At 69.0% G+C, this 15,266-nt stretch carries 14 protein-coding genes and 1 pseudogene; 9 read left to right on the plus strand and 6 right to left on the minus strand.

Annotated elements, in window-relative coordinates; all coding sequences use genetic code 11:
* The first annotated feature begins 40 nt into the window (after positions 1 to 40).
* Together dnaK and dnaJ are read left to right on the plus strand one after the other, a co-directional pair.
* Entirely contained in the window at positions 41 to 1,972 is a 1,932-nt protein-coding gene (dnaK, locus tag ACQ1W9_RS01330) for a molecular chaperone DnaK (RefSeq protein WP_431024971.1), read from the plus strand.
* A 92-nt stretch (positions 1,973 to 2,064) separates the two neighbouring features.
* Positions 2,065 to 3,219 (plus strand): molecular chaperone DnaJ, encoded by a 1,155-nt coding sequence (gene dnaJ, locus ACQ1W9_RS01335; RefSeq protein ID WP_431024972.1) that lies wholly within the window; start codon positions 2,065 to 2,067, stop codon positions 3,217 to 3,219.
* A 68-nt stretch (positions 3,220 to 3,287) separates the two neighbouring features.
* Here dnaJ and ACQ1W9_RS01340 read toward each other — a convergent pair whose 3' ends face one another.
* Positions 3,288 to 4,232, minus strand: coding sequence for an HNH endonuclease (locus ACQ1W9_RS01340; RefSeq protein WP_431024973.1), 945 nt, complete (start codon positions 4,230 to 4,232; stop codon positions 3,288 to 3,290).
* Between the two features lie 351 nt (positions 4,233 to 4,583).
* Between ACQ1W9_RS01340 and ACQ1W9_RS01345 the strand changes: the two genes are divergently transcribed.
* The 3 genes from ACQ1W9_RS01345 (at position 4,584) to ACQ1W9_RS01355 (ending at position 7,082) form a co-directional block, all read left to right on the plus strand.
* Entirely contained in the window at positions 4,584 to 5,837 is a 1,254-nt protein-coding gene (locus ACQ1W9_RS01345; RefSeq protein WP_431024974.1) for an NAD(P)/FAD-dependent oxidoreductase, read from the plus strand.
* A gap of 70 nt (positions 5,838 to 5,907) precedes the next feature.
* A complete protein-coding gene (locus ACQ1W9_RS01350; RefSeq protein ID WP_431024975.1) occupies positions 5,908 to 6,189 on the plus strand; it encodes a DUF2218 domain-containing protein in 282 nt (93 codons plus the stop codon).
* Positions 6,177 to 7,082, plus strand: a complete 906-nt coding sequence (locus ACQ1W9_RS01355; RefSeq protein ID WP_431024976.1) for an EamA family transporter — start codon at positions 6,177 to 6,179, stop codon at positions 7,080 to 7,082. Before ACQ1W9_RS01350 ends, ACQ1W9_RS01355 begins: the two co-directional genes overlap by 13 nt.
* Here the strand turns inward: ACQ1W9_RS01355 and ACQ1W9_RS01360 are convergent.
* On the minus strand, positions 7,079 to 7,561 hold the full coding sequence (locus tag ACQ1W9_RS01360; protein ID WP_431024977.1) for a hypothetical protein: 483 nt from the start codon (positions 7,559 to 7,561) through the stop codon (positions 7,079 to 7,081). The genes ACQ1W9_RS01355 and ACQ1W9_RS01360 overlap by 4 nt on opposite strands.
* Here ACQ1W9_RS01360 and ACQ1W9_RS01365 point away from each other — a divergent pair.
* Positions 7,560 to 7,697 carry a hypothetical protein gene (locus ACQ1W9_RS01365; protein ID WP_431024978.1) on the plus strand — a complete coding sequence of 46 codons (138 nt, stop codon included), beginning with the start codon at positions 7,560 to 7,562 and terminating at the stop codon, positions 7,695 to 7,697. The two genes, ACQ1W9_RS01360 and ACQ1W9_RS01365, sit on opposite strands and share 2 nt — an antisense overlap.
* Positions 7,698 to 8,243: 546 nt before the next feature.
* On the opposite strand, the pseudogene ACQ1W9_RS01370 reads toward ACQ1W9_RS01365, so the two are convergent.
* Positions 8,244 to 8,831: pseudogene (locus tag ACQ1W9_RS01370) on the minus strand (Clp1/GlmU family protein); the annotation flags it as partial.
* Positions 8,832 to 8,987: 156 nt separating this feature from the next.
* Between ACQ1W9_RS01370 and ACQ1W9_RS01375 the strand changes: the two are divergent.
* Positions 8,988 to 9,881 carry a DMT family transporter gene (locus ACQ1W9_RS01375; protein ID WP_431024979.1) on the plus strand — a complete coding sequence of 298 codons (894 nt, stop codon included), beginning with the start codon at positions 8,988 to 8,990 and terminating at the stop codon, positions 9,879 to 9,881.
* Here the strand turns inward: ACQ1W9_RS01375 and ACQ1W9_RS01380 are convergent.
* The 3 genes from ACQ1W9_RS01380 to ACQ1W9_RS01390 are packed head-to-tail and all read right to left on the minus strand — an operon-like array spanning position 9,859 to position 12,786.
* Positions 9,859 to 10,608: an ABC transporter ATP-binding protein gene (locus ACQ1W9_RS01380; protein ID WP_431024980.1), complete on the minus strand. Its 750-nt coding sequence runs from the start codon at positions 10,606 to 10,608 to the stop codon at positions 9,859 to 9,861. The genes ACQ1W9_RS01375 and ACQ1W9_RS01380 overlap by 23 nt on opposite strands.
* Positions 10,602 to 11,669 (minus strand): FecCD family ABC transporter permease, encoded by a 1,068-nt coding sequence (locus ACQ1W9_RS01385; protein ID WP_431024981.1) that lies wholly within the window; start codon positions 11,667 to 11,669, stop codon positions 10,602 to 10,604. The genes ACQ1W9_RS01380 and ACQ1W9_RS01385 overlap by 7 nt, the downstream gene beginning before the upstream one ends.
* The gene (locus ACQ1W9_RS01390; RefSeq protein WP_431024982.1) at positions 11,659 to 12,786 is read right to left on the minus strand and encodes an ABC transporter substrate-binding protein; all 1,128 of its coding nucleotides are present in this window, start codon (positions 12,784 to 12,786) and stop codon (positions 11,659 to 11,661) included. The genes ACQ1W9_RS01385 and ACQ1W9_RS01390 overlap by 11 nt, the downstream gene beginning before the upstream one ends.
* A 229-nt stretch (positions 12,787 to 13,015) precedes the next feature.
* Here ACQ1W9_RS01390 and dapB point away from each other — a divergent pair, with 229 nt between their 5' ends.
* Positions 13,016 to 13,825, plus strand: a complete 810-nt coding sequence (gene dapB, locus ACQ1W9_RS01395; RefSeq protein ID WP_431024983.1) for a 4-hydroxy-tetrahydrodipicolinate reductase — start codon at positions 13,016 to 13,018, stop codon at positions 13,823 to 13,825.
* Between the two features lie 268 nt (positions 13,826 to 14,093).
* Entirely contained in the window at positions 14,094 to 15,239 is a 1,146-nt protein-coding gene (gene carA, locus ACQ1W9_RS01400; protein WP_431024984.1) for a glutamine-hydrolyzing carbamoyl-phosphate synthase small subunit, read from the plus strand.
* The last annotated feature ends 27 nt before the right edge of the window (positions 15,240 to 15,266 follow it).

A 15,266-nucleotide genomic window follows, 5' to 3' on the forward strand; every position in this document is an offset into this window, starting at 1 on the left:
CAACGCACGAATCAAGATCACGAATTTTCGAGGATTTCCTATGGGACGCATCATCGGTATTGACCTGGGGACCACCAACTCCTGTGTGGCCGTACTCGACGGCGATAGCGCCAAAGTCATCGAGAACGCCGAAGGTGGCCGCACCACGCCGTCCATCATCGCCTACACCGATGATGGCGAGACCCTGGTGGGTCAGGCGGCCAAGCGCCAGGCGGTCACCAATCCGCAGAACACCCTCTACGCCATCAAGCGCCTGATCGGTCGCCGCTTCAAGGACGACGTCGTTCAGAAGGACATCAAGATGGTGCCCTACGCCATCACCGAGGCCGACAACGGCGACGCCTGGGTGGAAGTGAAGGGCAAGAAGCTGGCGCCGCCGCAGGTCAGCGCCGAAGTGCTGAAGAAGATGAAGAAGACCGCCGAAGACTACCTGGGTGAGGAAGTCACCGAGGCGGTCATCACCGTGCCGGCCTACTTCAACGACAGCCAGCGTCAGGCCACCAAGGACGCCGGCCGCATCGCCGGTCTCGAGGTCAAGCGCATCATCAACGAGCCCACCGCGGCGGCCCTGGCCTACGGCATGGACAAGTCGCGTGGCGACAAGACCATCGCGGTCTATGACCTGGGTGGCGGCACCTTCGATATCTCCATCATCGAAGTGGCCGACGTCGACGGCGAGACCCAGTTCGAGGTGCTGGCCACCAACGGCGACACCTTCCTGGGTGGCGAAGACTTCGACATGCACCTGATCAACTACCTGGTCGCGCAGTTCAAGGCCGACAGCGGCATCGACCTGTCCGGCGACAACCTGGCCATGCAGCGCCTCAAGGAAGCCGCCGAGAAGGCCAAGATCGAGCTGTCCAGCGCCCAGCAGACCGACGTCAACCTGCCCTATATCACCGCCGACAACACCGGTCCCAAGCACCTCAACGTCAAGGTGACCCGGGCCAAGCTGGAGTCGCTGGTGGAGGACCTGGTGCAGCGCTCCCTGGCGCCCTGCAAGACCGCCCTCAAGGACGCCGGCCTGTCCGCTTCCGAGATCGACGACGTCATCCTGGTCGGCGGCCAGACCCGCATGCCGCTGGTGCAGAAGAAGGTCGCCGACTTCTTCGGCAAGGACGCCCGCAAGGACGTCAACCCGGACGAAGCCGTGGCCGTGGGTGCGGCGATCCAGGGCGGTGTGCTGGGCGGCGACGTCAAGGACGTGCTGCTGCTCGACGTCACCCCGCTGACCCTGGGCATCGAGACCCTGGGCGGCGTGATGACCCCGCTGATCGAGAAGAACACCACCATCCCGACCAAGAAGACCCAGACCTTCTCCACCGCGGATGACAACCAGACCGCCGTGACCATTCACGTGCTGCAGGGCGAGCGCAAGCAGGCGGGCGGCAACAAGTCCCTGGGTCGCTTCGACCTGGCCGACATCCCGCCGGCGCCGCGCGGCGTGCCGCAGATCGAGGTCGCCTTCGACCTGGACGCCAACGGCATCCTGCACGTCTCCGCCAAGGACAAGGCCACCAACAAGGAGCAGTCGATCGTCATCAAGGCCTCCAGTGGCCTCTCCGATGACGAGATCGAACAGATGGTCCGCGACGCCGAGGCGCATGCCGACGAGGACAAGAAGTTCGAGGAGCTGGTGGCCCTGCGCAACCAGGCCGACGGCATGATCCATGCTTCCAGGAAGACCCTGGAGGAGGCCGGCGACAAGGTCTCCGACGAGGAGAAGCAGGCCATCGAGGGCGCCATCGGCGAGCTCGAGGAGGCGCTGAAGGGCGACGACAAGGACGCCATCCAGGCCAAGCTGGACAAGCTCACCGAAGCCTCCGGCCAGGTCGCCCAGAAGATGTACGCCGAGCAGGCCGAGGCCGCCCAGCAGGCCGGTGGCGAGGCCGACGAGGCCGCTGCCAAGCAGGACGATGACGTGGTCGACGCCGAGTACGAAGAAGTCAACGACGACCAGAAAAAGCAGTAAACCACGACATCGGCATCAAGGATGACACCAGCGCGGGGGCCTGACTCCCGCGTTGGTGTTTCCGCGGTGCCGCGATGGAGGCGGACAGACCGATGTCCAAACGCGATTATTATGAGGTGCTGGGCGTAGAGCGCGGTGCCGACCAGAAAGAGATCAAGAAGGCCTACCGACGCCTGGCCCAGAAGTTTCACCCCGACCGCAATCCGGACGACGACGGGGCGGCGGCCAAGTTCCGCGAGGTCTCCGAGGCCTACGAGGTGCTCGCCGACGGCGAGAAGCGCGCCGCCTATGACCAGTTCGGTCATGCCGGCGTCGACGGCCAGGCCGGCGGCTTCGGCGGCGGTGGCTTCGGTGGCGCCGGGGCCGGGGCCGGGGGCTTCAGCGATATCTTCGGCGACGTGTTCGGCGATATCTTCGGCGGTGCGGGTGGCGGCCGGCGTAACCCCAATGCCCCCCAGCGCGGCAGCGACCTGCGCTACAACCTGGAGCTCGACCTGGAGGATGCCGTCAGCGGCACCAGCGTCGATATCCGCGTGCCGCGCCATGTGGAGTGCGAGCGCTGTGACGGCGAGGGCGCCGAGCCCGGCTCCAGCAAGGAGACCTGCCCGACCTGTAACGGCCATGGCCAGGTGCGCATGCAGCAGGGCTTCTTCGCCGTGCAGCAGACCTGCCCCACCTGCCATGGTAGTGGCCAGCACATCAAGGTGCCCTGCCACAAGTGCCACGGCGAGGGCCGGGTGCGCGAGACCCGCACCCTGTCGGTGAAGATTCCCGCCGGGGTCGATACCGGCGACCGCATTCGCTTGAACGGCGAAGGCGAGAGCGGCATCAACGGTGGCCCCCCCGGGGACCTCTACGTCCAGGTGGCCATCAAGCCGCACCCGATCTTCCAGCGCGACGGCCGCCACCTGCAGTGCGAGGTGCCGATCAACTTCGTCGACGCGGCGCTGGGCGGCGAGCTGGAGGTGCCGACCCTGGACGGCCGGGTCAAGCTGAAGATCCCCGCCGAGACCCAGACCGGCAAGCTGTTCCGCCTCAAGGGCAAGGGCGTCAAGCCGGTGCGCGGCGGCCCCGCCGGCGACCTGCTGTGCCGGGTGGTGCTGGAGACCCCGATCAGCCTCTCCGAGGAGCAGAAGGAGCTGCTGCGCCGCTTCCAGGAGAGCCTCGGCGAGTCCAACAGCCACTCGCCGCGCAAGAAGAGCTTCTTCGACGGCGTGAAGAAATTCTTCGAGGATATGAAGCCCTAAGCGGCATCACCTCCCGAAGTCCCGCCAGCCCCCGGTATCCCCTGATACCGGGGGCTGGTCGTTTCGGCTCAGCGCCACAGGTGTTCCAGGCGCCAGGCCAGCGCCTCGCGGCAGGGCCGGAGGTCGGGATCCCGGGGCAGCACCAGGGGCCGGCCGTCCAGTTCGCAGAGCCAGCGGTTATCGGCGATCAGGCCGTCGATGCCGGGGCTGAGATGCCAGTGGAGATCCGGACCCGGGGCGATCAGGTGATTGTCCATGGCCCAGTGCAGGTTAGGCGTCAGGGCGATGCCGTTGACCGGTCGATCGTCCTGGCTCTCGGCGAAGGGGATCAGGTGGGCCGCCTCCACCAGGTAGTGATAGTCCGGCGTGATATGGCGCAGGCGGCTCGCCGCACAGCGGTAATCGTAGGCCTCCAGGACTAGCTCGCGGAATGCCCTCGAGCGTGCCTCTCGTGGCTCGGGTTCGTGAATCGCCGCAGCCAGTCTCTCCGGGTGCCTCTCGTAGTCGCCACTGGCGAGGGCGAGCTCCAGATAGTCTTGGAGACGCTGATAGGCCGGGTGATTCGCGGAGAGGTAGCGCTGGCTCAGCAGGGCGCAGGCTTCGCGTGCCGTCGCGGGTGCCTGCAGGGCGGCGAATAGCTCGGGGTCCAGGCTCGCCTCGGTAAACCGCTCTTCCAGTTGAGAGAGGGATTTGGGCTGCCCCAGCTGCTTGACGACGCCTCTCATGGCCTTGGAATAGTGTGGTCTCCATAGCGCGCCGCTGGGCCCCTCGCGGTTGCGCAGGGCCCATAGCGGCATCCAGGGGCGGGCTCGGTGACGCTCACCGCTCACTGTCTCGAAGAGATCGTGATAGCGGGCGAGCAGTCGAGTATCCAGCCTGACCCGGGGCGAGGTGATATGCCCCGCCTGGATCTCGCAGAGGATCGCCAGCAAGAGGCAGGGCTGGTGGGGCGCCGGTTCTCCCTGGCTGCGGTCGACCCTGAGCCTGCCCAGGCACTCCAGGGATGCATTCACGTCGTTTTCCTTTATCGGCTTTTGCGAATTCAAGTCCAGCCTAGCATAGCGGTCCTTGGGTGGCCCCGAACAGACAAAAAAGCCCCCTCCGAAGAGGGGGGAAGCGCAGCAGATTGTGCCGGGTGGCGTGGCGGGGCTAGAAGAGCCGCGCCGGCAGCCACAGGGCGATGCTCGGGAAGGCGCTGGATAGAGTGGACTCCGACGCTGGTCGTCGGGCGCCGTCCGCTATGCTGCTCGCTTTGCTCCTGCCCGGGTCGTACCCTTATTGGGAAGAGGACGGGCGGCCGTCTTTTGGATTCCCCGGCCCGTGGCCTGTTGCCATCGGGCCCTGCCCAGCAAGGAACCGCAGGCATGACTCGTGAGACCCTGGTCCTGGGTGCCGGCATGGTCGGCACCTCCATCGCTTACCACCTCGCCCAACGGGGGCGTTCGGTCACCCTGATCGACCGCCGTGCGCCGGGGGAGGAGACCTCCTTCGGCAACGCCGGGATCATCCAGCGCGAGGCGGTGTTTCCCCATGCCTTCCCTCGCGACCTGGGTACCCTGTTGCGGGTGTTGCCCAACCGCAGCATCGATATTCGCTATCGCCTCAAGGGCATGGCCGCCGCCGCCGGGCCGCTCTTCCAGTACTGGCGCCACTCGGCGCCGGCCAGCTACCGGCGGATCGTGCCGGAGTACGCCTCCCTGATCATGCGTTCCACCGAGGAGCATCAGCGGCTGATCGATGCCGCCGGGGCCGAGGCGCTGATCAGCAAGAAGGGCTGGTTCGATGGCTTCCGCAGCCAGAAGCACCTGGAGGCCTTCGCCGGCGAAGCCGAAGAGGCCGCCCGGCGCTTCGGCGTCGGCTACCGCACCCTGACCCCCGCCGAGCTCAAGGCCCAGGAGCCCCACCTGGCCGCCGAGGCCTTCGTCGGCGCCATCGAGTGGACCAACAGCTGGACGGTGCTCGACCCCGGCGGCCTGGTGCGGGCCTATGCGGGGGCGTTTGAAGCCGCCGGCGGACGCTTCCAGCGGGGCGAGGTGCGCCAGGTGGTGAAGACCGCCAGCGGCTGGCGCCTGGACCTGGCCGACGGCAGCCTGGAGGCGCAGGAGCTGGTCCTGGCGGCGGGGCCCTGGAGCGGTGACTGGCTCAAACAACTGGGCTATCGCCTGCCGCTCTTCCCCAAGCGCGGCTACCATATGCACTACGCCGGCGAGGGCGAGGCGCGACTCCATCACTGGTTGATGGACTTCGACGCCGGCTACCTGCTGGCGCCGATGCGTGCCGGGGTGCGCCTCACCACCGGCGCCGAGCTGACCACCCGGGACGCCCCGGCGCGCCACGAGCAGTTGGCGGCGGCGGAGAAGGTGGCCCGCCGGCTCTTCCCCCTGGGGCCCCGCCAGGACGCCGCCCCCTGGGTGGGCAACCGGCCCTGCATGCCGGACATGAAGCCGGTGATCGGGGAGGCGCCGCGCCATAAGGGGCTCTGGTTCGCCTTCGGCCATGGGCATCAGGGCTTTACCCTGGGGCCCATCACCGGCCGCCTGGTGGGCGAGATGATGGATGGCGAGGAGACCGCGGTGCCCATGGCGCCGTTCCGGGCCGAGCGCTTCGCCGGGGTCTGAACGCCGGGGTGGCGTCCCGGCTGGCCGCGCCTTAGTCTAGAGGCGTTGATTTCATTGCCAGGAGGCCAGCATGCCCATTTCCCGCGCCGTGATCGCCACCGACTCCGGGGCCCGCTTGATCAACCGTCTGTGCAAGCACTGGGCGCATAAGCTCGAGGTGGAACAGGAGGAGAGCCAGGGACGGGTCGCCTTCGACGAGGGCGTCTGCCTGATGCGTGCCGATGGCGAGGCCCTGACGGTGGCCATCGAGGCCCTGGACGAGGAGGCGCTGGATCGCCTGGAGGGCGTGGTGGCCAGTCATCTCGAGCGCATGGCCGGCAAGGAGCCGCTGGATATCGTTTGGGAGAACTGAGTCGCGCCCATCTGGGCATGGCGTGCTGGGCCCTGCTGGTGGGGTTCTCCTTCCCGGTGGTGGGGCTGCTCGATGCGCTGCCGCCCCTGCTGCTGACCGCCTTGCGTTTCGTTGTCGCCTGCGCCGGCCTGATCTGGCTGGTGCGCGGTGAGTCGGCCTTCCTGCCCCGTGGCGGGCAATGGGGGCTCTATGGCCTGCTGGGCGCCTGCCTGGCGGGCTTCTTCGGCGCCATGTTCTGGGCCGCCCATCACACCACCGCCCTGGCCATGGCCACCCTCTTCGTCAGCGTGCCCCTGCTGGCCTATCTGATCGGTCTGCTGTTGCGCGTCGAGCGCCTGGGCTGGCGGCTGCCCGCCATCCTGGCCCTGGGGGCGCTGGGCGCCCTGGGGCTGGCCCTCGCCGAGGCCCGGGGCCCGACCCCGGGCCTGGCCTTCGGTCGCGGCGAGGCGGTCTTCTTCCTGGGCTGTGTCGCCTCGGCCTGCTATCCGGTGCTCAGCAAGTGGGGGTTGTCGCGGGGCCGGCTCCCCGAGTCGGCGGTGGTGCGTACCTTCTGGAGCCTGGCCTGCGGCGCCCTGCTGGTGGGGGCGCTGGGGCTGGTGCTGGAGTCGCCGGCGCGCCTCATCGGCCTGGGCTGGCGGGATGCCCTGCTGATCGTCTACCTGGGGCTGGGCTCCAGCGCCCTGACCTTCTGGCTGCTGCAGCGGGCCACCGCCCTGCTTGGCCCCGCGACCGTGACCGCCTATGGCTATCTGGTGCCCTTCGTCTCCATGCTGCTGCTCTTCGTGCAGATGCCGTCGCGTATCGACTGGATCTGGCTGCCCGGCAGCCTGCTGGTGCTGCTGGCCATGGGGCTCTTGTTGCGCCAGGGGCGTGCGTCTTCGGTGATCGGTTAAGGGGGACCTTCCTGGAGGTGGGAGCCGGGGAGCAGCAGGCGGGGAAAGCGGCCGCGGACCTCGGTCAGCAGGGGGCGAGGGTCTCCCGCATGGCGGCGGGAGAAGTGGAAGGGCGCCAGCCACTCGACCCGGGCCGTGGCGGCGATCTCGCCGCAGGCCCTGGCGGTCAGGTGCCCGGTGCGGGCGGCCTGCTCGGCCTCGCGGGCGAGGAAGGGGGCCTCGCAGAACAGCACCCGGGCGCCCCGGGCCAGGCGAGTCAGGCGGCGGCGGTTTTCGGCGGTGTCGCCCAGGTCGGTGGCATAGACCAGGCGCTGACCGGGCAGGGTCAGCAGCAGGGTCTCGGCCAGGCGTGTCGCCGGCAGGGTCCGCCCATCGGGGAGCAGGATAGGCGCCTCGCCCTCCCCGGCGAGCATCCGTCGCTTGAGCTCGCCGAGCCAGGGCCCCGGCGACCAGGGCGTGGCGCCGCAGGCGGTCACCATGCAACTCCAGGACCTCGAAACGGGGGGCCTTGTCGCCGACCCGGTCCCAGAGGATGCCCCGCATCAGGCCGGCGAGGTGCTCACCCAGGCCGGGTGGGCCGAAGATCCGGCAGGGCGGGAAATCGCCGATCCGTGAGCGCAGCAGCCACAGGAAGCCACCGATATGGTCGAAGTGGGCATGGCTGATAAAGACATCGCTCACCCGGTGGGCCAGGCGCGCCGGTAGCCGCCCGGGGTCGCCGAGGTCGAAGAGCAGGCTGCGCCGTTGCTGGCTGAGTCGCAGGTGCAGCAGGGGGTCGCCGAAGACGCCGTTGACCAGGGTCGCGGTGACCGTCTCCAGGCGCACCCGGGGCCCGGGAGCATCGCCGGGGAGCGGTGCCCCGGCCGGCTCGGCGACGGGCGCCGGTGTCAGGGGGCGGGCGCTGCCCAGGTAGCCGTCGCGACGGCGTCGGGCATCGCGAATCATCAGGCCGGCGATCGGTCGTGGCGTGGGCGACGCCCGGAGTCGCAGGCGTTGACCCTCCAGGCTCAGCGCCTCGCCCAGGGCCAGGGTCGTGCCCCGGCGATCCAGCAGGCCCAGTTGGCGGCCCTGCCAGGCCTCGGGGGCCGTGTCGGGGGGTGGGGTGCCGATCCGTGCAAGCCGGCCGAGGTCGAGGTCCCGTACCTCGCTGCCTTCCAGGTAGGCATCCCAGGCCGCGCTGCGCCACTCGCGGCGCCTCTGCCGCCCCGGGGGGCGGGCCTCCGGGGCGGGGGCCAGGTAGAGTCGCTCGAGGCCCAGGGCGCGACACTCCTCTGCCAGTGGTGGGGGGCGGTCGGTGGCGACCAGGATCACCAGGGCGTCGGCCGTGCAGGCCCGGGCCAGGGCCATCAGTAGCTCGGCGCCGGCCACGCCGCGCACTACCCCGGGGGTGTCCACCAGCAGGGGGCCCGAGGGCGCCTCGTCGGCCAACTGACGCGCCGCCTCGATCAGGGGCAGGCGAAAGCGGGCGGCGTCAAGGGACGCCAGTGCCGCCAGGGTCTCCAGCCGCCAGTCATCCGCCTCCCAGTGCCCCAGGCTCAGGGCGCCGGGCGGGCCGAAGCCGGGCTGCCCCGGGTCGGCGCTCAGGCAGTGGCAACTCTGGCCCTCGAGAGCCAGGCGGCCGGCGGCCGCCCGCGCCAGGGTCGTCTTGCCGCTGCCCGGGGCGCCAAACAGCAGCACACGCCGTCGGCGGCGCAGCAGGGCCACCAGGGGGTGCTCCGAGGGCAGGGGGACGGCGTCGGTCGGTGGCATGGGGCCTCCGGGGCGGTCGTGACGAGGGGCTGCTTGGGTTCAGTGTGGGCGATCCCGGGCACGGCGTCTGGCGGAGGGCTGCTATACTGGCGCGCCTTTTCCGGGCCTGGGAATCCCGGGTTCTCTCTTTCCACTCCGCCAAGGATGCAAGGTCGCATGGAAAACAGCGCGGATCGGCCGCTGGCCGGTATTACGCTCAGGCTGCTGTCGGGGATTCTCTTCACGGCGATGATGGTGTGCGTCAAGGCGGTGAGTACCGCGGCCCCGCTGGGACAGACCGTGTTCTTTCGCTCGGCCTTCGCGCTGCTGCCCATCGTGCTATTCCTGGCCTGGCGGCGGGAATTCCCCACTGGGCTGGCCACCCGGCGGCCGGGGGGGCACCTGTTGCGCTCGGGGCTCGGCGCGGCGGCGATGTTCGCCTCCTTCGCGGCGCTGGCGCTCCTGCCGGTGGCCGAGGCGACGCTGCTGGCCCAACTGACCCCGGTGATGATGGCGCTGGGCGGCGTCCTGCTGCTGGGCGAGCGGCTCACGGCGCATCGCGCCGGGGCCCTGCTGCTGGCGCTGACCGGGGTCGCCGTGCTGGCGCTGCCCGCCCTCGGGGCCGGCGAGGCCTCGGCGGTGGGCTATGCGCTGGGGGTGCTCGCGGCGTTGCTCTCGGCGGGGGCGCTGCTGACGGTGCGACGCATCTCGCGCACGGAGACGGCGGGGGCGATCGCCTTCTACTTTATCCTGGTCTCGGCGCTGGCGGGGCTGGCCACCTGGCCCCTGGGCTGGGCCGCACTCACCGGGCCGGAGCTGGGACTGCTGGTGCTCTCGGGGCTGTTCGGCGGGGCGGCGCATATCTGCATGACTTTGGCGCTGCGTTATGCGGAGGCCTCGCGGCTGGCGCCCTTCGAGTACCTGGCCCTGATCTGGCCGGTGCTGGCCGACCTGGCGATCTTCGGGCTGGCGCCCTCCTCGGGCTTCCTGCTGGCCCTGCCCTTGGTGCTGGCCGGGGCGGGCCTGGCGGCGCTCGAGGGGCGGAGGGTCAGATGGCCTCTTCGACGATAAGCTGGGGCCAGCCCTTCGAGCAGGCCTCGATGCGCGACTCCACCCGATAGACCCGCCGCAGCAGCTCGGGGGTGACCACCTGCTCTGTGGGGCCGCAGGCGATCAGCCGGCCGCTCTCGAGCACCATCGCCTGATCGGTGAAGCGCAGGGCATGGCCCAGGTCATGCAGCGCCACCAGGATCAGCATCTGGCGCTCCCGGGCCAGCCGCTTCAGCACCGTCAGCAGGCCGATCTGGCGGTTGAGGTCCAGTGCCGAGGTGGGCTCGTCGAGCATCAGGATCTCGGGTTCCTGCACCAGGGCCTGGGCGGCGCTGACCAACTGGCGCTGGCCACCGCTCAGGTCGCCGATGTCCCGCGCGCCGAGGGGCGCGATGCCCAGCTCCGCGAGGGCCTGGTCGACCCGGGTCAGGTCCTCGGCGTCGACCTTGAGCGCGCGACCCTGCATGCGTGCCAGCAGCACCGATTCGTAGACCGTCAGTACCGCCTGGGCGCCGGTGTCCTGGGGCATATAGGCCACGGGCCGCTCGGCGGTGGCGCCGTCGATCACGACTTCCCCCCCGCCCTTGAGCAGGCCGAGGATGCGGCGGAAGAGGGTGGACTTGCCCGCGGCATTGGGGCCGAGCAGGGCCACGACCTGGCCGCCCTCGAAGCTGGGGGTGGTGATTTCCGCCAGGATCTGGCGGCGGCCGTAGCCGGCCGAGAGGCAGTCGAGTCGCAGGGTTACCATGAGGCCTTCTTGTGGCTGAGGATAAGGAACAGGAAGAAGGGGATGCCCACCAGGGAGGTGATGATGCCGATGGGGATGATGGTGCCGGGGATGATGATCTTCGACAGCACCGAGCCGACGGAGAGGATCAGGGCGCCACACAGCGCCGCGCCCGGCAGGAAGAAGCGCTGATCCTCGCCCAGTAGCAGGCGCGCGATATGCGGCCCGACCAGGCCGATAAAGCCGATGGTGCCGACGAAGGCCACGGCGATGGCCGCCAGCAACGACACCAGTACCAGCACCTCGAGGCGCAAGGCGCGCGGCTTCACGCCCATGCTCTCGGCCTTGGCGTCGCCCAGGCGCATGGCGGTGAGCGCCCAGCCGTGGCGCGCGAGCAGCGGCAGCACGGCCGCCAGGACGCCGAGGGCGACCCACAGCTTGGGCCAGGTCGCCTTGGTCAGGCTGCCCATGGTCCAGAACACCACCGCGGCCACCGCCTGCTGGCTGGCGAAGAACTGGATCAGCGCCATCAGCGAGTTGAAGATAAACACCATGGCGATGCCCAGCAGCACGATGGTCTCGATGGTGACCCCGCGCTTCAGGCTCAATGCATGGATCAGGAAGGCGGTGAGCATGGCCATGACGAAGGCGTTGATCGGCACCACGTACTCGATGGCCGCGGGGATGATGGCCACGCCGAAGGCCAGCGCCAGGGCGGCGCCGAAACTGGCGCCGGCGGAGATGCCCAGGGTGAAGGGGCTGGCCAGCGGGTTGCTGAGGATGGTCTGCATCTGGGCACCGGCCACCGACAGGCTGGCGCCGACCACCAGGGCCATCAGCGCCACCGGCATGCGGATCTCCCAGAGGATCACCCGGGCCTGCTGGCTGACGGCATCCGGGGTGAAGAGGGCGGCGATCACCTCCCCCAGGCCGAAGCGGGCGGGCCCCAGGGCGAGGTCGACACACAGGCTGAGGAACAGCGCCAGCACCAGGGCGGCGAGGATCAGTTGGCGCTTGAGCACCAGGGCGCGATAGAGGTCGCGCCCCTGGGGGACATCGGCGGCGATCGTCTCAGTGGTCATGCAGCGACACCCAGTAGCCCGGTACATAGTCCACCGGCAGGAAGCGCTCGTGGAGTTCCTGCATGGTGGCCTCGGGGTCGAGGTCGGCGAACAGCTCCGGGTGGAACCACTTGGCCAGCTGCTGCACGGCCACGAAGTAGTAGGGGCTGTTGTAGAACTGGTGCCAGATGGCGTGGAAATCGTCGCTCTCCACGGCCGCGATGCCGGTCATGGCGGTGCGCTCGGTCAGCGCCCCCAGCTTGGCCCGGGCATTCTCCATGTCGGCCCCCGGCCCCACGCCGACCCAGTCGCCGCCGGGCACGTAGGCGTCCCAGTTGCCGCCGGTGACCACCACCTGCTCGGGGTCGGCGGCGAGGATCTGCTCCGGGTTCAGCGAGCCGAAGGTGTTGGGGATGATGCCATCGGCGATGTTGCTGCCGCCGGCAAGCTCCACGTATTCGCCGAAGTTGCCGGGACCGAAGCTCATGCAGCAATCCTCGGAATAGCCGCCGGCGCGGTCGATAAAGACCCTGGGGCGCTCGGGATCGGCGTCGGCGATGACCTCGGTGACGCGGGCCATCTGGGCCTCGGAGAAGGCGATAAAAGCCTCGGCGTCTTCTTCCTCTCCCAGCAGCTGGCCCATCAGGCGCATGGAAGGCAGGGTGTGCGCGAGCGGGTCCTCGCGGAAGTCCACATAGACGATGGGGATGCCCAGCTCGGCGAGCTTGTCGTCATAGCCGGCGTCCTCGGTGGCCGTCCTGGCCTCCAGGTTCATCAGCACCACGTCCGGCTCCAGCGCGGCGGCCTGCTCCACGTCGAAGGTGCCGTCCTTGAAGCCGCCGAAGGTGGGGATCTCCTCCAGCTCGGGAAAGCGCTCGGCGTAGACGGCGTAGTTGTCCGGGTCGGCCTGGGAGAAGTCCTCCCGCCAGCCCACCACGCCGGCGAAGGGAGTCTCGGGCTGCAGGGCGCCGAGCAGATAGATCTGGCGGCCCTCGCCCAGGATCATGCGCTCCACGGGGGCCTCAAGGGTGACCTGGCGGCCGGCGATGTCGGTCACGGTGATCGCGTCGGCCTGGGCGGTCACGCCGGTCAGCGCGAGGGCCGTGGCAAAGGCGGTCTTTAACAGCGGTTTAGGCATGTTCAGGTCTTCGTTGCTGGTGATGGCTGTCATGGGCTGGGGCGTGCCGCGATAAGCGCACCGCATCGGCTAGGTAAGAGGGCGACTCGCTAGCCGTGGCGTCTGGTTCTCATTCAGGGTCGCGTAGTATGGTCGAATCTCGCCATGCCGTCGAGCCGTCCGGGGGAGTATCGAGCGGCGCTCTGCTATACTGCGGCCCTTTCCCAGTCGTCACCTTTCAGGAGTCCACATGACCCGTATCGCCATCGTCGGTGTCGCCGGCCGCATGGGCCGCACCCTGGTCAACGCCGTGCAGCAGGATCCCCAGGCCAGCCTGGCCGGGGGCAGCGTCGAGCCGGGCAGTTCCCTGGTGGGGGCCGACCTGGGCGAGCTGGCGGGCCTGGGCAAGCTGGGCGTCACCGCGGTGGACTCCCTGGCGGCCATCGTCGATGACTTCGATGTGCTGATCGACTTCACCGCGCCCCGGGTGACCCTGGGCAACCTGGCCTTCTGCGCCGAGCACGGCAAGCGCATCGTGATCGGCACCACCGGCCTGGATGACGACGAGCTGGCCGAGCTGGACGCCTATCGGGATCGGGTGCCCTTGGTCTTCGCCCCCAATATGAGCGTGGGCGTCAACCTGACCCTCAAGCTGCTGCAGACCGCCGCCAGGGCGCTGGGCGACGAGGGCTACGATATCGAGGTGGTGGAGGCGCACCATCGCCACAAGGTGGATGCCCCCTCCGGCACCGCCCTGAAGATGGGCGAGGTGGTGGCCGAGTCCCTGGGGCGCACCCTCAAGGAGCATGGCGTCTTCGAGCGGGTGGGGCAGTGCGGCCCGCGGAGCGACAAGGAGATCGGCTTCGCCACCGTCCGCGCCGGGGATATCGTCGGCGAGCACACCGTGATGTTCGCCACCGAGGGCGAGCGTATCGAGATCACCCACAAGGCGTCGAGCCGCATGACCTTCGCCAAGGGCGCGGTGCGCGCGGCCCGCTGGGTCGAGGGGCACCAGGCCGGCCGCTACGATATGCAGGATGTGCTGGGTCTGGCGGATTAGGGGCGAGGAGGGCGCCGGGGGTGGCGAGCTCGCGGCGAATCCTGTAATATTCCAAAAATTTTGGCCGGGCGCTGCGAGAATCTGTCCCGCAGAGGCGTGTCGAGGCGGCCCAAGGGCATAGAATAATGCTAAAAAGCGGGATGAAACCGGTCTTATCGGCTTTCGTCCCGCTTTTTTACGACTCGAATCAGGCGCCCACCAGCGATTACTTTGTCGGTTATCGAGACCGCCTCTCCGGCCGGTCTCACCAGCATGGGAGGAAGTTGCGTTGAACAGACCCGCGATATTGGCCTTGGAAGATGGTAGCGTTTTCCATGGGTCTGCCATCGGAGCCGATGGCCTGACCAGCGGTGAGGTGGTGTTCAATACGGCCATGACCGGCTACCAGGAAATCCTCACCGATCCCTCCTATTCCCGACAGATCGTCACCCTGACCTACCCCCATATCGGCAACACCGGCATCAATGCCGAGGACGTGGAGTCCGATGCCATCGCCGCCGCCGGCCTGGTGATCCGCGATCTGCCGCTGCTGGCCAGCAGCTTCCGCTGCGAGCAGTCCCTGGATGCCTACCTCAAGAGCCAGAATGTCCTGGGCATCGCCGATATCGATACCCGTCGCCTGACCCGCATCCTTCGCGACAAGGGCTCCCAGAACGGTGCCATCCTGGCCGGAGCCGACGCCGAGGGCGAGGACGCCGTGGCCCGCGCCCTGGAGGCCGCCCGCGCCTTCCCGGGCCTCAAGGGCATGGACCTGGCCAAGGAAGTGACCTGCCAACGCGCCTACGAGTGGAGCGAAGGCGAGTGGGCCCTGGGCGAGGGCTATGCCGATACCACCCGGACCGAGCGCCCCTACCATGTGGTGGCCTACGACTACGGCGTCAAGCGCAATATCCTGCGCATGCTGGCCTCCCGCGGCTGCCGCCTCACCGTGGTGCCGGCTCAGACCCCGGCCGCCGAGGTGCTGGCCATGAACCCGGACGGCATCTTCCTCTCCAACGGCCCCGGTGACCCCGAGCCCTGCGATTACGCCATCGCCGCGATCCAGGAGATCCTCGAGACCGGGATCCCGGTGTTCGGCATCTGCCTGGGTCACCAGCTGCTGGCCCTGGCCAGCGGGGCCAAGACCGTGAAGATGGGCCATGGCCACCACGGCGCCAACCACCCGGTGCAGGACCTCGACGGCGGTCAGGTGATGATCACCAGCCAGAACCACGGCTTCGCCGCCGACGAGGCGAGTCTGCCCGGCACCCTGCGCGCCACCCATCGTTCGCTGTTCGATGGCACCCTGCAGGGCATCGAGCGCACCGACCGCCCGGCCTTCGGCTTCCAGGGGCACCCGGAAGCCAGCCCCGGGCCGCGTGACGTGGCGCCGCTGTTCGACCGCTTTATCGAGATGATCAAGGCGCGCCGATAATCGCCCGACCGTCATCGAGATGATCCG

The sequence above is a fragment of the Halomonas sp. H5 genome, from assembly GCF_050613175.1.
GTDB lineage: Bacteria > Pseudomonadota > Gammaproteobacteria > Pseudomonadales > Halomonadaceae > Bisbaumannia > Bisbaumannia salifodinae.

Coding starts and splice junctions, on each gene's coding strand:
- dapB (WP_431024983.1), top strand. CDS start 13,016: ATGACCCGTATCGCCATCGTCGGTGTCGCCGGCCGCATGGGCCGCACC.
- dnaK (WP_431024971.1), top strand. CDS start 41: ATGGGACGCATCATCGGTATTGACCTGGGGACCACCAACTCCTGTGTG.
- ACQ1W9_RS01365 (WP_431024978.1), top strand. CDS start 7,560: ATGCAACTCCAGGACCTCGAAACGGGGGGCCTTGTCGCCGACCCGGTC.
- ACQ1W9_RS01350 (WP_431024975.1), top strand. CDS start 5,908: ATGCCCATTTCCCGCGCCGTGATCGCCACCGACTCCGGGGCCCGCTTG.
- ACQ1W9_RS01375 (WP_431024979.1), top strand. CDS start 8,988: ATGGAAAACAGCGCGGATCGGCCGCTGGCCGGTATTACGCTCAGGCTG.
- ACQ1W9_RS01345 (WP_431024974.1), top strand. CDS start 4,584: ATGACTCGTGAGACCCTGGTCCTGGGTGCCGGCATGGTCGGCACCTCC.
- ACQ1W9_RS01360 (WP_431024977.1), bottom strand. CDS start 7,561: ATGGTGACCGCCTGCGGCGCCACGCCCTGGTCGCCGGGGCCCTGGCTC.
- ACQ1W9_RS01385 (WP_431024981.1), bottom strand. CDS start 11,669: ATGACCACTGAGACGATCGCCGCCGATGTCCCCCAGGGGCGCGACCTC.
- ACQ1W9_RS01380 (WP_431024980.1), bottom strand. CDS start 10,608: ATGGTAACCCTGCGACTCGACTGCCTCTCGGCCGGCTACGGCCGCCGC.
- dnaJ (WP_431024972.1), top strand. CDS start 2,065: ATGTCCAAACGCGATTATTATGAGGTGCTGGGCGTAGAGCGCGGTGCC.
- ACQ1W9_RS01390 (WP_431024982.1), bottom strand. CDS start 12,786: ATGCCTAAACCGCTGTTAAAGACCGCCTTTGCCACGGCCCTCGCGCTG.